A 14,593-nucleotide genomic window follows, 5' to 3' on the forward strand; every position below is an offset into this window, starting at 1 on the left:
GCCTGGGCGTGGGGCTGTTCAGTTACTCGTTGATGCGGGGTGCGTCGACGATGCCGAATACTTCACCCTGCGGCGCCTGAATGATGGCGATGCGTCCCAAGGGACTCTCCGTTACGGGCATGAGAAGGGTGGCACCGAGCTCTACTGCGCGTTCCGCTGTGCCTTGGACGTAGTCGCTGGCGAACCAGGTCAACCAGTGGTTGGGGGTGGCGTCGGGGATGTCGGTGTCATGCTGGATTCCCCCCACTTCCCGGCCATCCAGCGGCCTGCGAAGGGTGGAGTAGACAAGGCCGTCCTCCCTGGCGTCCTGGTAGCTGACGTTGAAGACCTCAGCGTAGAAGGACCTGGCGGCGGTGAAGTCCCGGGTATGGAGCTCGTTCCAGCATAATGTGCCGTGCTCATTGACGCGTTCCGCTCCGATATGGGTGCCGGCCTGCCAGATGCCAAAGGCCGATCCCACGGTGTCAACGGCCAATGCCATGCGGCCGGATTCCATGACGTCGAAAGGAAGCGCGATCATTTCACCGCCGGCTGCCCTGATCTTCTTGGCAGTAACGTCCACATCGTCCGATGCCAGGAACGTTGTCCACACGGTGGGCATGCCCGGTGCCTGCTTCGGCCCCACGCCCGCGACGGCGCGCCCGCCAAGGTGTGCCAGAAGGTATTCCCCGGAGTCTTGGCCGGATACGTATTCCCAGCCGAAGAGATCCGTGTAAAAGACTTTCGCGGCTGCGAGGTTGTCCACGCCCAGGTCCACCCACATGGGCGTTGCTGCCGGCCAGCTCGATATTTTGGTGGACATGGGACTCCTCGGGGTAGGGCGCTCAGGGGGTGACTGCCTCCCCGAACGCCCGATGCGCCGAGCGGCGGAGAGGCAGCCACTATAAAGTGCGCCGTTATCCCGATTCGTGACTCGATTTCGATCCGGCAATTTGTGCCAGCCCTAAACTGCCAGCCCAAGATTGGCGGCCCGAATGCCGGAGCCAACTTCCCGCCGTCGTGCGTTTCGGGTTAGACCGTGCGCGTCGCCTTCGCGAGGTTCCCGCGGAGCTCGTCAGCGTTCTGCCGGATGACGTAGGCCGGGCGGTTACGTTCAACGCGCCAGCTGTCCTCCAGTGGGCCGATGTTGACGGTGTCGAAGCCGAACTCGTCATAGAGCTTGGTGACTAGTTCGGTTGCTTCGGGGAAATCACTCGAGGTGGCCAGGGCGCGACGGTTGACGGTGGCTGCGGGGGTGCCATCGGTGGTGATGTCCTTGGCAAAGATGTGGTTGAAGCCCTTGGCCACCTTGGAGGTTGGGAGGTGCTTCTGGAGCAGGCCGGAGGTGGTGGCTTCTCCGTTATCCAGCTCGGGAATGCGGCCGTCGCGCTCCCAGTAATAGTTGTTGGTGTCGATGACGACCTTGCCTTCGAGCGGCTCCGCGGGGGTGTCCTGATAGTTCTTGAGGGGAACGGTCACGACGGCGAAATCACCCGCCGCTGCTGCTTCGGCTGCCGTCGCAGCCCGGGCGCGTGGCCCCAGTTCCGCCACCAGCTCGCTGAGGGTTTCGGGCCCCCGGGAGTTGCTGATGACTACGTCGTAGCCAAGTTCTACCGCTTTGCGGGCGACTTGGCTGCCAATGTGTCCTGCACCGATGATTCCGATTGTTGTCATGCTTGGGCCAACAAGAAGTTGCAGGGGCCTATTTCCCGCGTTACGCAATATTTCTGAGAGACTTATACTAAGTAGTCTTACTATGCTGGTTGGCATCGAAGGCGAGGAGGTACGGATGGCCGGGCATTTGGAACTGGTTGAAACGCCTGATGGGGAATTTCGGATTTTGATGGTGGACGGCGATGACGTGTTGATGGGTCTGTCAAAGCAGTTTCCCACCATGGATGAGGCTGTTGAGGGAGTCGCGGCCATCCGGGAGGTGGCAGGGACAGGCTTGCTTCGCCCGGCTTCGGCTGAACGGTATGCCGTTCTGATGTTGGAGGAACCTGTGATCGATTCTGCGCTCGCAGCGCACGGTGCGCATGGTGCGCAAGCCCAAGCTAAGGTGGTCAACTATGGCAGCTGATACGACCCAAAAGAAGCGCGGTGTTCTTTTCGATGTTGATGGAACGCTGATCGATTCCAGCTACTTCCACGCCATGGCTTGGTGGCAGGCGTTCCGGCGCGAAGGGTTGGACATTGAGATGTCCGCCATTCATCGTCGAGTAGGCATGGGCGGCGACCGGCTCATCCAGAGCCTGGTTCCGGACTGCCCTGAGGATATGCAGGAAGATCTGAAGTCCGCGCATGGTGCGGTGTTCTCCACGTTTTGGCCGACTCTGCGTACCTTCGATTCGGTTCGGGACCTTCTGGCTGCGTGCTCCGACGCCGGCTTGGCGGTGGGCTTGGCGTCCTCGGCGCAGGAGCGCGACCTGGAAGTGAGCAGGCACCTCCTGGACGCCGCGTCGTCCATTGATGCGTGGACCAGCTCCAACGACGCCAAGGAAAGCAAGCCCGCTCCGGACATCCTTGAGGCGTGCTTGGAGAAGCTCGGGCTTAGCCCCGAGGACGTGGTGTTTGTTGGCGACGCGGTATGGGATGTGAAGGCCGGCGGCGCGATCGGCGTTCCCGTCATCGCACTCACCTGCGGTGGAATCAGTGAAGCCGAACTGCGGGACGCCGGTGCCGCGGAAGTCTATGACAATCCGCGGCACCTGCTGGAGCACCTGGAGACCAGCCTGATCGGCAAGTTGATGTCTGGTTCACGGGACGCCTAGTAGCGGTTGCCTGCGCGTCTATCGCGGCTCGTCGCTAATTCCTTTGTCTCGCCCGCGCCGGTTCCGCAGGGTCCAAATGATCAACGCGATGATGATCACCGCCGCAACGCCCGCCAGAATCCAAGGAACGACGTCGGTGCGGGTCTGCTCCTGCTGTTCGGTCTCGCTGGTGCCAGGGTTGGCGGGGCCGGTGCCGGCGGGATTCGAGACGTCCGTGGTCGGCTCCGCGGTGGGCGTCGCCGTGGATGGCCCTGAGGGGTTGCTGGGTTCCGGCGAGGGGGTGGTGGTGGCAGCTACGCTGCCCTGCACACCGACTGCTGCGTTGGCTGCAACGGCAGTGGAAAGCATGGACCCGGCGAAAAGGGTCAAAGCAAGGGTGGTCATGGCTAATCTGCGAAGCATCGTTCCTCCTGGGTTACTAGCATGATTCCTCATATAGTAAGCATACTGACTAAGCCCCGGCTGTGGATGCTTTTTAGCGGGCGCCTTAGCGCGTGAGCTTGGCGGAATCCGGTTCCTGGTCGCCGATGTGGCCCGGCGCGTTGGCAGCGAGGACGCGCTGGACGAACGCACTGTACTCCTCCATGTAGTGCCGCAACAGCCCGGCGGTTCCTTCGTCCTTAACTGAACCGTCGTCGTCGTACGCGTCTGCGACGAAGCGGATATAGGCCTCAGGTGCGTTCAGTTGCGGCGCGTCCAGGAAGCTCAAAACGCTGCGCATGGACGACTGCATCACCGCTGTCCCGATACCGCCAGGCGATGCGCCGATGATCCCGGTGGGCTTGCGCGCGAACGAGTTGCTGCCCCACGGGCGCGAACCCCAGTCGATGGCGTTCTTCAACGCGCCTGGAATGGAGCGGTTGTACTCGGGGGAGACGAAAAGGATGCCGTCCGACGCGGCGATGGCATCCTTCAATTCCCGGCCTGCCGGCGGAAAGTCAGCGTCGTAGTCCGAGCTGTACAGAGGGAGGTCCTTGATGGCGATTTCATGGAACTCGAGTTCCGGCGGAGCGACGCTGATGAGGGCCTTGGAGAGGACCCGATTGATGGAATTGCTTGCCAGGCTTCCGACGAAATAACCGATTTTGAACGTGTCCATAGCGGCTTTCCTTTCCGACGGCGCGGCCGGAACCGGCTCGTCGACGGTGTGGTGGCTGGTTGCCCCCAGCTTCCACCGACCCTAGTTGACTTATGCACATAGCGCAGCCCCTACTCCCGCAGGGACCCTTGCGGTCATAGACTCATGCCAACTGAGTTCTGGAGAGTTCCGGAAGAGGGGTGACGGGTGAGAGCAGGCATAGCGCGTGAGACGCTCGAAGGCGAGCGACGTGTTGCCGCAACGCCGGAAACGGTGAAGCAACTGGTGGCTTTGGGCCTTGAGGTCGAGATCGAGTCCGGCGCGGGGATGGCGTCCGGCCACAGCGACGACGACTACCGGGCGGCTGGTGCCGTTGTGGTGCAGTCATTGGTTCTCGGATCGCTGGATGTTTACTGCCACGTGCGTCCCATGGAACCGTCGACGGCGGGAGCTCTCCGCCGAGGTTCGGTCACCGTCGGTTTGGGGTCGCCGTCCTCGGAGTTGCCCACTGTGCGGGCGCTCGCCGCTGGAGGAATCACCTCCTTTGCACTGGAACTGGTTCCGCGTATATCGCGCGCCCAGTCCATGGATGCGCTCACCTCGCAGGCCCTGGTGGCTGGCTATCGCTGCGTCCTCGAGGCGGCCATGCGGCTCCCACGGTTCTTCCCGCTTTATATGACGGCAGCAGGGACCATTCCGCCCGCCCGCGTCCTGGTGCTCGGCGCTGGAGTGGCTGGTTTGCAGGCGATCGGAACCGCCAAAAGGCTCGGTGCGCGGGTTTCCGCCAATGATATCCGCCCGGCCTCGGCCGACGAAGTGGCATCCATGGGAGGCACGTTTATCAAGCTGGACCTGGAAACCGCCGAGGCGTCCGGCGGATACGCGCGGGAACTCAGCGCAGACCGCGGCGCCATGCAGCGGGCCCTTTTGGCGCCACACGTGGCCCAAGCCGATGTCCTGATCACTACTGCCGCAGTACCCGGGAGGCGCGCGCCGCTCCTGGTAACCCGCGAGATGGTCCAAGGCATGCGCCCGGGATCAGTGGTCGTGGACCTGGCAGCGGAATCCGGCGGGAACGTGGAGGGCAGCATCCCTGGCCAGGACATTCCCGTCCCTACCGGCAACGGTCAGGGTGTGGTGACACTGGTGGGAATCAAGGACCCTGCCTCGGCAATGCCCGCTGACGCCTCGCGCTTGTACGCCAAGAACGTGTCCAACCTGTTGGCGCTGATGACGCAGGACGGCGTTGTTGCTCCGGACTTTGAGGATGAAGTTGTTGCCGGCACGTGCCTCACCCACGACGGCGAGGTCCGGCACGCTCCAACTGCGGAAGCACTAACGGCGCTCGCAGGGGAGACAGCCCCCTTTGGTAGCGGGCAGGTCGGAAGTTCTCACACCGGAAGTTCCCACACCGGCAGCGAAGGAGTGCGCTGATGGACGGCATGAGCCTGCTAACGATCACGGTCTTGGCGGTGTTCGTGGGCTTTGAGGTGGTTTCCAAGGTCTCGAGCACTCTGCACACGCCGCTTATGTCAGGGGCCAACGCCATCCACGGCATCATCCTGGTGGGCGCCATCATCGTGGCCGGCCAAGCCGCCGACCCGTTGGTGTTGGCGGTCGCCCTGCTGGCTGTCGTCCTTGCCACAATTAACCTCGTGGGCGGGTTCGTGGTGACCGACCGGATGCTGGAAATGTTCCGCGGACGGCAACGGCCGCCGTCGAACGCTGGCTCGGGAGTTCCAGGCAGTCCGGGAGATTCCGGCGCCGTGGAGACGGCCCATAAGGAGCGTCGGCAGTGACGCTTCTCAATCCCACCTGGACGGCGCTCCTGTACCTCGCCGCCGCTGCCTGTTTCATCCTTGCCCTGAAGGGACTGAATTCGCCAAAGACTGCGCGGCGCGGCAACCTGATCGGAGCATTTGGCGCCCTGCTGGCTGTAGTGACAGTGTTTGTCTCGGTCAAGCTGGACAACATTCCATGGATTCTTGGGGCCATAGCTGTGGGCTCGGGTGTTGCTGCGCCTGTGGCCCGTCGCGTGCAAATGACTCAGATGCCGCAACTCGTCGCCCTCTTCAATGGTGTGGGTGGTGGGGCTGCGGCGCTTGTCGCTTTGCTGGAACTCTCTCACGCGGATGATCCGTGGGTTCGATTGGCAATCGTCTTCACATTGCTGGTGGGTGCAGGGTCCTTCGCTGGCTCCGGTGTCACTTTCGCCAAACTTCAGGGGCTCATGACCACCCGTCCGGTGACGTTCCCTGGCCTGCCCGCGCTCATGGCCGTGGTGCTGCTGGCCGCCGCCGGGGCCGGCACCGTGGTGATCCTGAACGGCTCGTTGGTGTTGGCGCTGGTCCTGCTGATTTTGGGGCTGGTTGCAGGAGTCCTGTTGGTGCTCCCGGTGGGTGGTGCTGATGTGCCGATTGTCATTTCGCTCCTGAACGCCTTCACTGGGCTGGCTGTAGCGGCGTCTGGGCTGGTGCTGGGCAATGTCCTCCTCGTGGTTGCGGGGACGCTGGTGGGAGCTTCCGGTACCATCCTTACCCGCGCCATGGCTGCCGCTATGGGACGCAGTGTTGCAGGCATCATGTTCGGCGCCTTCAAGGGTGGATCCACGGCTGGATCCACGGCCGTGAGTGAAAGGCCCGTGCGTTCCTCCAGTGCGGAGGACGTTGCTGTACTGCTCGGTTATGCGCAGCGGGTGATCATCGTCCCGGGATACGGCCTTGCGGTGGCCCAGGGGCAGCACACCGCCGCGGAGCTTGCCCTAGCCCTGGAAGCAAGGGGGATTGAAGTGGACTTCGCCATCCATCCCGTGGCCGGGCGCATGCCCGGCCACATGAACGTGCTGCTTGCGGAGGCAAATGTACCGTACGAGTCATTGAAGGAAATGAGTGACATCAACTCAGAGTTCAGGACCACCGATGTCGCTCTGGTAGTGGGTGCCAACGATGTTGTGAATCCCGCCGCAAAGACCACGTCGGGATCACCGATCTACGGAATGCCTATCCTGGAGGTGGCCGACGCCCGCCAGGTGGTGTTCCTTAAACGTTCCATGCGTCCCGGGTTTGCAGGGATTGAAAACGAACTATTGTACGAACCGCAGACCACGCTCCTTTTCGGTGACGCCAAGGACTCGCTGACCAAGGTTCTGGGGGCCGTTAAGGCGCTCTAGGACTGACCACTTGGAAGCATCTTGCAGGGCCTTCCGGACGGTTCGGCGTGGTCCTATGCTGAAACCTACGTGTTGCCCTACCCATGCCGAACCGCCACATCCAAGCGAGGTGCGCCATGACCGTAAAACTCAACAAGAAGGCTTTTGACCACGCTAAGCATCTGATCCGCGACGGCAAGGTGGTCAAGGACGGCCGCGACGATTGGAGCGAGCACGCCCCATCCACGAAGGAGGAGAACACGTTTCTGGACAGGCATGGGCACGCTGACTACTCCAAGTGGTTCCTGGGCGTGGACGACGAACACCCCGACGACCAGAAGGGCCACTACAAGTTCCCCATCGGCGACTTCAAGAAGATCCACCGCTGCGGTGTGATCTCCGCTGAAAGCCGGGCGGGCCAATACGACTACGACGACATTCGTGAGGCTTTGGGGAAGCTTCTCGAAAAGATTGACGAGGACTGACTTTCCTGAGGTACCGCGTGCTGACCTGACGTTGCCGCGCTGCCCTCAGGTGGTGGATGGCTCGTGTGCAGGACTGTGCGCCAGGATTTCCGCGAGCTCCGCCAACCTGTGCGCGCGTGCCGATTCTGCGGGAGAAAATGGCTCGCCGAATCGGGAAAAGACCAGCGGACCGTGCCACGCCGTCGGGATTTTGAGGACGTCAGGGGAAGGACCGAGAACTGCACCCGTGTGGGGTGCCGGGCGTTCCGGATCGAGCGGGACAACTTTGGCCGAAAGAAGCTCAGCGACGGCATGCGGAAGTTCCTCCGGGTTCCCGGCGATGCGGGTGGCGAGACTCAGGGCCTTGGTTTGGCCGTCGGCCATGGCCAAAGCAGTAGTGGGCCAAACGTGAGACTCATGCCCGCCGCCGTCGTGCAGTGCTTTCAGCAGTTCCTGTTCGGAGACGTCGCCCGGCGTGGAGAGAACGAACTCGTCCATCACCCTGTCGCCGGGGCCTGTGGGACTTGAACCCGTCCCGATCATCGGGTGGACGTGCAAGCTGAGGATGTTGGCGTCCATCTTGGCGAGGGCATGGGTAATTTTCTCCAAGGACCCTGGTTGGTTCATCAGCACGGTCCGCGCCCGCCACAAGGCAGGTGCCAGCTGCAGTTTGTGCCGCTGGCGGAGAGCGGGGGCATGCAGCCAGCGCCTGAGCACTTTGGCGGCTGAGGGCTCGGCTACCCAGATGACCAGCACCGTGGCAGTGACCGCCAGAAGCAGGACCTTGGCTACGTAGGGCAAATTCGTTTCCACAACGGCCGCATGAACCAGCAGTTCGATGGGAAGCATCACCGCGATGTTCGCGACGGTAAGCCGGGCTTTGGGCGCTTCGGGCATCTGACCGCAGACGTCGCAGAGAAGATCCGCGGTGACGGGAGTGCTCGGATTGGGCTTCATGATTTCATGCTGCCCCGCCCCTGTTTCGAGCCCGTTGCCTGCGCGTCACGTTCTGGGGACGGGCCTGTGAACGTACGAACCCGGCATCCTCGCGGTGAGGATGCCGGGTTCGGCTAAGCAACTGGGAGGCGCGCTCGCGGAGAGCGATCGGCCCTAGCGTGTGCGGCCGGAATCGAGGTCCGTGGTCTGGCCTGCGTTGCGATGGGCCGCTGCATCCTTGAGGAGATCCCGGATTTCGGCCAGCAGCGCAGTGTCTGCAGGGAGCGGCTCTTCCTCGGGTTCCTCCGTGGAGAGGCGGTTCTTGACCAGGGAATTGATCTTGTTCATGGGCGCCACGAAGATGAAATACACCACGGCGGCGGTGATCACGAAGGTTACGAGCGCGGTGAGCACAGCACCGAAGTTGACGAACGTGGCGGGGTTGTTTTCCCAGATCTTGAAGCCGAGTCCGTCAGCGTTCATGCCACCGGCGGCGGCGATCACCGGGTTGATGATGTTGGTGGTGAAGGCAGCAACGAGGGCGGTGAACGCACTGCCAATGACGACGGCAATGGCCAACTCAATGACGTTGCCGCGAAGTATGAAGTCCTTGAAACCCTTAAGCATGGATGTTCCTCCGATTGGGTGCGGGTGGCTGCCTCAGCAGAGATCAAACTACCACTCCGAGGTTTCAGGGAGTTGTCACAGGGATGTGAGAGAGGGCTTGCTGGAAGGGCTCGGGAGGTGAGAGAGGGCCTGCTGGAAGGGCTAGGGATGTGGGAGAGGATCCCGGCCCTCCCCGGTCAGGCAGCCAGTCAATCAGGCGAAGAGCGACCTCGTGTGGTCGTTGAGGAACATTCCGCGGGGGTCGAATTCGCGCCTGACCTGAATGAAGGTGTCCAGTTCCGGATAGAGGCGCTCCAGGCGGCTTCGGGTCATGAAGTGGATCTTTCCCCAGTGGGCTCGCGGCTCGAACTCCTGTAGAACGGCATCGGCGTCGCGGAAGAACTGCCAGTAGTCGGTTCCGGGTTCGGTGGTGAGTGTGATGACGGTGCTATCGCGTCCTTGGAACTGGGACATGTAGGCGTCGTCGGACTTCACCCAGCGGACCTCCACGGGGTACTTCTGCTCGGGGTACTTGCTGCGGATAAGGTCCTGGATAGCCTCGACGGCCACCAAACCGTCCTCGCTTCGGACGAAGTACTCGAGTTCATGGAATTGGGTGGTGAAACCGCCCGGGTAGATCCGGTAGGAACGGTCCAGCCGCGCACCTTCAACGCTGGAGATCTGGTTTTCGTCCTGGACCGAGGCAACGTTGTAACGCTTGGTGTAGCTGCGCCCTGCCATGCTGTGGTCCGGCGAGCCGGGGAGGTCCAGCAGTTCGCAGGAGTCGTCCTCAGGGCACCAGAGGAAAGAGTAGTGCCTATTGGAATCGATATCGACCTGCCACGTGGCGGTGGTTTCTGCCCAGGTAGGGTACGTGATCTGCTCCTGCAGGTAGTAGCTGTCCTCAACGGCCAACTCCACCTCCAGGAAGATCCCCAGCGTGCCCAAGGCAACCTGGGCGGCGCGGAGTTCCCGCAGCTGGCCCTCTCCGATCTCCACGATCTCGCCATAACCGTTGATCAGCTTTACCCAGCGCAGTTTGGAGGAGAAGCTGCCCAAGTCCTTGCCGGAACCGTGGGTGCTGGTGGCCAGCGCGCCTGCGATCTGCTGCTTGTCGATGTCACCCTGATTGCTGAGCGCCAGCCCCTTCTCCCACAATGCGTCCCCGAAAGCGTGGATGGTGGTGCCGGCCAAGGCCCGGGCGCGGCGCCCCAAGCGGTCAGTTCCAGTGATGGCCGAAAGGCCGGCCATGTCCATCAGGACGCCGCCGGTTTGAACCAAGGGTGACGACGAATGTCCTGAGCCGACTGCCCGAACAGGCAGGCCTTCCCGAATGGCGAAACGGACGGCGTCGAGCGCTTCTTGTTCGTTCCGGGGCCGCACGGTAAAGGCGGGCGTCGCGCTCTGGTTTCCGCCCCAGTTGGTCCATGTGGAGTCCGTGGCAAAAGGGACGGGCGGGGTAGCGGCACCTGCCATGGAGGCAGGGCGGGAAACATTAGTGGTCATGGCTAAAGCTCCGTTGCTTGTCTGAACGCTCACGCGCCGTGGTTGATCATGACGTGCTTGGTGCGCGAGTAATCGTCCAGGGCGTAGAGCGAGAGGTCGCGGCCGTAGCCGGAACCTTTGAATCCGCCCCACGGTACCTCGCATGCGAGGACGAGGTGAGCATTGACCCACACGGTGCCGAAGTCCAACTGCTTGGGAATCCGGAGGGAAAGGCTTGAGTCGCGGGTCCACACCGAGGCTGACAAGCCGTACGGGCTCTCGTTGGCTCGCATGACAGCTTCTTCGGTGGTGCTGAAGGTTTCCACTGTGACCACTGGGCCGAAAATTTCGTGCGTGGCGATGTGCGCGCCTGCCGGCACATTGCTGATGACGGTGGGCTGGATGAAGTACCCGGGACCTTCCAGCGCAGAGCCGCCGATAGCCACGGTAAAGCCTGCTTCCCGGGCTTCCGCGAGCGACTCCTTGACTCGTTCGTAGTGTGGGAGGGAGATCATGGGGCCGATTTCGACGTCGTCTCCGGCGTCCGGCGCCCCGAGGACCAGGGTACTGACCTCCCGGACCAGGTGCTCCGTGAATTCCTCGGCGACGGATTCGTGGACCAGCACGCGGCAGGCGGCACCGCAGTCCTGGCCTGCGTTCCAGAAGCCGGCGTTGCGTACACCGGCAGCCGCGGCGCGGAGGTCGGCGTCGGGGAAGACCACAACCGGAGCCTTGCCGCCGAGTTCCAAGTGAACGCGCTTGACGGATTTCGCTGCGGTTTCGGCAACTGCCTGGCCACTGACGACGCTGCCCGTCAGGGCGACCAAGGCAATGTCAGGATGCTCGGACAGGCGCTGTCCCACTGTCCGGCCGCGGCCGGTGACCACGTTGAGGATCCCGTCCGGGATACGTCCGGCCAGCACTTCGGCCAGCTTCAGCGTGGACAAGGGAGTTTGCTCGGAGGGCTTGATGACGATGCTGTTGCCGGCGGCGAGGATGGGCGCGATCTTCCAGGCAGCCATCAGCAGCGGATAGTTCCAAGGGGTGATGACGCCCACCACGCCCACGGGTTCGCGGAGGATCACTGAAGTGTGGTCCGTGGCGTAGTCGCCGCCGGCCATGGAGGTCAAAGTCCGTGAGGCGCCGGCCATGAACCGGAAGGTGTCGATGGTGCTGGAGACGTCGTCCTCAGATACGGCCTGCGGCTTACCGGTGTTAGCCGATTCCAGGACTTCGAAGACCTTGCGGTTCTCCTCAATGATGTTCGCAATGAGGTTCAGGACATCAGCGCGTTCCTTCGGAGTGGTGGAACCCCAGGTCTTTTGGGCCACGACGGCGGCGGCAACAGCGACGTCGACATCATCGGCGGTGCCGGCCTGCACTGAGGCGATGACCTGTTCCGTGGTGGGATCTACGACGTCGATGGTCTGTCCTGAGGAGCCGGCGATGAAGGAGCCGTTGATGAAGTGTCCAGCCGGAGGCAGCGGCAGTTGCAGCGGGAGAGCCAGGTTATGGGCGTCAGTGGATGCGCGTCGGACGGTGAACTGTTCGGTCTGGGTGGTGGTCATGATGATTCGCTTTCAGATATGGCCGGGTCAGATGAAGCCAGGTCAGATGAGGTCTGGGGTGAGTGCAGTTGCGGGAAAGTGTGCGGGTTCTGTTTTCTTGCCGAACAGCCGGGCCACGAAGTAATAGAGGGGAGCGACGACGACGAGGCCAACGATCCAGGAGATGTCCACTCCACCCATCGCGGCGGCGAGCGGGCCTGTGTAGACCGCGGTTGCCGAGAAGGGAACCTGGATCAGGGCGCCTGCTACGTAGGAGCCGATGGCGACCCAATTGAACCGCCCGTACACGCCGCCGTCGCGCTTGAAGAAGTCTTCAACCCGGTACTCGCCGTGGCGCAGCAGGTAATAGTCCACCAGGTTGATGGCCGTCCACGGAACCAGGACGTACATCAGGAAGGATAGGAAGTTGGTGTAGAAGAGGATGAAGTTGTCGCGGGCAAAGAGGGCGATGGAGACGGCGACGACGAAGATGATGACTGCCGCGATGCTGCGGGTCTTGGCGCGGGGCAACCAGTTTGGCTTGAACGTCTGGCCGATGGTGAGGGTGCACAGGACACCGCAGTAAAGGTTCATGGCGTTCGACGCCGCGACTCCCAGACAGAAGATCCCGACGATGATCAGCGTCCAGGGTTGGAGCAGCTCACCCAGACTGCCGACAATTTCGACGTCGCCGGTGCTCATGGAGACGGCGAGCGTGCCCACCAGGGCGCCGAGGATCATGGGGAACAGGGTGCCCAGTACACAGCCTGAATAGGAGGCCCAGAAAGCCGGGGATGAACCTGTGCCTTGCGGCATGTAGCGGGAGTAATCAGAGACGTACGGCGCGTAGGCCAGTTGCCACAGGGCGGAGACGGAGATGGTCCCCATGAAGCCGACCCAGTTGAAGTTGCCCGTCTCCAGGAAGTTGCCGGGCAGTCCGTGGACCATCAGGATCCAACCGAACGCCAGCAACAGGGCCAGGCCGGCCGCGACGCTGAGGACGCGTGCATAGGCGTGGATGAGCCGGTAACCGAAGATCGTGGCGATGACGCTGACCACGCCGATGATGATGATGCCCGCGTCAACGCTGATGCCGGGGCTGACCGCGGCCATTGCTTCGCCGCCGAATACCAGGTTTGCAGCGAAGAAGCCGACGTACATGATCACCACGATCACCACGATCAGGAGTGCCCCGAAGGAACCGAACTGGCCACGAGTCTGGATCATCTGGGCCACACCGAGCTGCGGGCCCTGGGCGGAGTGCAGCGCCATGAAGATGCCGCCCACCACGTTGCCGATGATGATGCCCACGATCGCTGGAACGAACCCCAGGCCGAACACCGTGGTGGCGAGTCCGCCGGTCACGATAGTCATGATCATGATGTTGGAGCCGAACCAGATGGTGAAGAGGTCCCGGGCCTTGCCGTGCCGCTCATTCAAGGGGATGGGCTGGATGGTTTTGTCTTCCAGCCGGGGTACGTCCGTAGCTGGCGCACTCATGACGCACTCCGGGATGCCGAAGCGAGTTCACGAACAACTGTGTTGTCTGCTTTGCTGCGGTTCACCATGAGGCCGAGCAGATCGAATACCAAGGTGGCCGCGGCCACAGTGGTGATGTCCGCATGGTCGTACGCCGGAGCGACTTCCACGACGTCGGCGCCCACGATGTTGATGCCGTCCAGTCCGCGGAGCAATGCCAGGAGTTCGCGGGAGTGGAGCCCGCCCATTTCAGGTGTTCCGGTGCCGGGTGCGAAGGCAGGGTCCAGGACGTCGATGTCGATGGAGACGTAGACGGGGGTGTCGCCGAGCCTCTCCTTCACGCGCTCAATAGCTGCCGGAACGCCGATGACGTCCAGGTCCGAGCAACGGATGATCTGGAATCCGAATTCGTGGTCGCGAAGGAAATCGTTGCGGTCATAAACAGGCCCACGGATACCCACGTGCATCGACTTGTCCTCCACAAGGAGTCCTTCCTCGAACGCCCGGCGAAAGATGGTCCCGTGTGTGACGGGCTGGTCAAAGTAGGTGTCCCAGGTGTCCAGATGCGCGTCGAAGTGCAACAGGGCCACAGGGCCATGGACCTTGTTCAGTGCCCGCAGCATGGGAAGGGCAATGGTGTGGTCGCCGCCGATCGAGATGAGCCGCTTGTCCGCGCTGAGCCCGTTGCCCCCGCTGATCAGGGGCAATGCCTGCTCCTCGATCTCACGGACAGCCCGCGTGATGTCGTAGGGAGTGCAGGCGATATCGCCGGCATCCACAACCTGGGCTTCGTACACCGGTTCAACGTCGAGCTCCGGGTGGTAGCCCGGGCGCAGGAGTCGTGAGGCCTCGCGGACTGCTGCAGGGCCAAAACGGGCGCCCGGCCGGAAGGAAGTTCCGCCGTCGAACGGTACGCCGACGATCGCGATGTCGTAATCCGGGACGCGGTCGATTTGGGGGAGGCGGGCGAAGGTGCCGAGGCCTGCATACCGGGGGACTCTGGTTGCGTCGACAGGGCCGATGGGCTTGTGCGTTGTCATTGACGGATCCTTGGGTTGAGAGGTGCTCGCCGTTGAGCGGGAAGTAAGTAATTCCATTGT

General features: G+C 62.6%; 16 protein-coding genes. 6 read left to right on the plus strand and 10 right to left on the minus strand.

Annotated features, from left to right (window positions below; translation table 11 throughout):
- Window positions 1–22 precede the first annotated feature (22 nt).
- On the minus strand, window positions 23–802 hold the full coding sequence (locus RIF72_RS07660; protein ID WP_309074240.1) for a VOC family protein: 780 nt from the start codon (window positions 800–802) through the stop codon (window positions 23–25).
- Window positions 803–1,011: 209 nt separating this feature from the next.
- Complete coding sequence (locus tag RIF72_RS07665) at window positions 1,012–1,653, minus strand: NAD(P)-binding domain-containing protein (protein ID WP_309074241.1); 642 nt, start codon at window positions 1,651–1,653, stop codon at window positions 1,012–1,014.
- Window positions 1,654–1,735: 82 nt separating this feature from the next.
- Between RIF72_RS07665 and RIF72_RS07670 the strand changes: the two genes are divergently transcribed.
- Window positions 1,736–2,059: a hypothetical protein gene (locus RIF72_RS07670; RefSeq protein ID WP_309074242.1), complete on the plus strand. Its 324-nt coding sequence runs from the start codon at window positions 1,736–1,738 to the stop codon at window positions 2,057–2,059.
- Entirely contained in the window at window positions 2,049–2,750 is a 702-nt protein-coding gene (locus RIF72_RS07675; protein ID WP_309074243.1) for an HAD family hydrolase, read from the plus strand. Before RIF72_RS07670 ends, RIF72_RS07675 begins: the two co-directional genes overlap by 11 nt.
- Window positions 2,751–2,768: 18 nt before the next feature.
- On the opposite strand, the gene RIF72_RS07680 is transcribed toward RIF72_RS07675, so the two are convergent.
- Both RIF72_RS07680 and RIF72_RS07685 read right to left on the minus strand, forming a co-directional pair.
- Entirely contained in the window at window positions 2,769–3,152 is a 384-nt protein-coding gene (locus RIF72_RS07680) for a hypothetical protein (protein WP_309074244.1), read from the minus strand.
- An 85-nt stretch (window positions 3,153–3,237) separates the two neighbouring features.
- The gene (locus tag RIF72_RS07685; protein ID WP_309074245.1) at window positions 3,238–3,849 is read right to left on the minus strand and encodes an NADPH-dependent FMN reductase; all 612 of its coding nucleotides are present in this window, start codon (window positions 3,847–3,849) and stop codon (window positions 3,238–3,240) included.
- 186 nt (window positions 3,850–4,035) lie between these two features.
- Between RIF72_RS07685 and RIF72_RS07690 the strand changes: the two genes are divergently transcribed.
- From RIF72_RS07690 to RIF72_RS07705, 4 genes are all read left to right on the plus strand, one after another.
- Window positions 4,036–5,262 carry a Re/Si-specific NAD(P)(+) transhydrogenase subunit alpha gene (locus RIF72_RS07690; protein ID WP_309074246.1) on the plus strand — a complete coding sequence of 409 codons (1,227 nt, stop codon included), beginning with the start codon at window positions 4,036–4,038 and terminating at the stop codon, window positions 5,260–5,262.
- Window positions 5,262–5,627: an NAD(P) transhydrogenase subunit alpha gene (locus RIF72_RS07695; protein WP_309074247.1), complete on the plus strand. Its 366-nt coding sequence runs from the start codon at window positions 5,262–5,264 to the stop codon at window positions 5,625–5,627. Before RIF72_RS07690 ends, RIF72_RS07695 begins: the two co-directional genes overlap by 1 nt.
- Window positions 5,624–6,997, plus strand: a complete 1,374-nt coding sequence (locus RIF72_RS07700) for an NAD(P)(+) transhydrogenase (Re/Si-specific) subunit beta (protein WP_309074248.1) — start codon at window positions 5,624–5,626, stop codon at window positions 6,995–6,997. Before RIF72_RS07695 ends, RIF72_RS07700 begins: the two co-directional genes overlap by 4 nt.
- Window positions 6,998–7,113: 116 nt before the next feature.
- A complete protein-coding gene (locus tag RIF72_RS07705; RefSeq protein WP_309074249.1) occupies window positions 7,114–7,461 on the plus strand; it encodes a hypothetical protein in 348 nt (115 codons plus the stop codon).
- 45 nt (window positions 7,462–7,506) lie between these two features.
- Here RIF72_RS07705 and RIF72_RS07710 read toward each other — a convergent pair whose 3' ends face one another.
- The 6 genes from RIF72_RS07710 to speB form a co-directional block, all read right to left on the minus strand.
- A complete protein-coding gene (locus RIF72_RS07710; protein WP_309074250.1) occupies window positions 7,507–8,397 on the minus strand; it encodes an amino acid-binding protein in 891 nt (296 codons plus the stop codon).
- Window positions 8,398–8,550: 153 nt separating this feature from the next.
- Window positions 8,551–9,003 carry a large conductance mechanosensitive channel protein MscL gene (gene mscL / locus RIF72_RS07715; RefSeq protein WP_309074251.1) on the minus strand — a complete coding sequence of 151 codons (453 nt, stop codon included), beginning with the start codon at window positions 9,001–9,003 and terminating at the stop codon, window positions 8,551–8,553.
- Window positions 9,004–9,195: 192 nt separating this feature from the next.
- Window positions 9,196–10,488 carry a D-arabinono-1,4-lactone oxidase gene (locus tag RIF72_RS07720; protein WP_309074252.1) on the minus strand — a complete coding sequence of 431 codons (1,293 nt, stop codon included), beginning with the start codon at window positions 10,486–10,488 and terminating at the stop codon, window positions 9,196–9,198.
- A gap of 29 nt (window positions 10,489–10,517) precedes the next feature.
- Window positions 10,518–12,035, minus strand: coding sequence for an aminobutyraldehyde dehydrogenase (locus RIF72_RS07725; RefSeq protein ID WP_309074253.1), 1,518 nt, complete (start codon window positions 12,033–12,035; stop codon window positions 10,518–10,520).
- A gap of 42 nt (window positions 12,036–12,077) precedes the next feature.
- The gene (locus tag RIF72_RS07730) at window positions 12,078–13,514 is read right to left on the minus strand and encodes a cytosine permease (protein ID WP_309074254.1); all 1,437 of its coding nucleotides are present in this window, start codon (window positions 13,512–13,514) and stop codon (window positions 12,078–12,080) included.
- Complete coding sequence (gene speB, locus RIF72_RS07735) at window positions 13,511–14,533, minus strand: agmatinase (RefSeq protein ID WP_309074255.1); 1,023 nt, start codon at window positions 14,531–14,533, stop codon at window positions 13,511–13,513. The genes RIF72_RS07730 and speB overlap by 4 nt, the downstream gene beginning before the upstream one ends.
- Window positions 14,534–14,593: the final 60 nt, after the last annotated feature.

The organism is Paenarthrobacter sp., assembly GCF_031180005.1.
GTDB lineage: Bacteria > Actinomycetota > Actinomycetes > Actinomycetales > Micrococcaceae > Arthrobacter.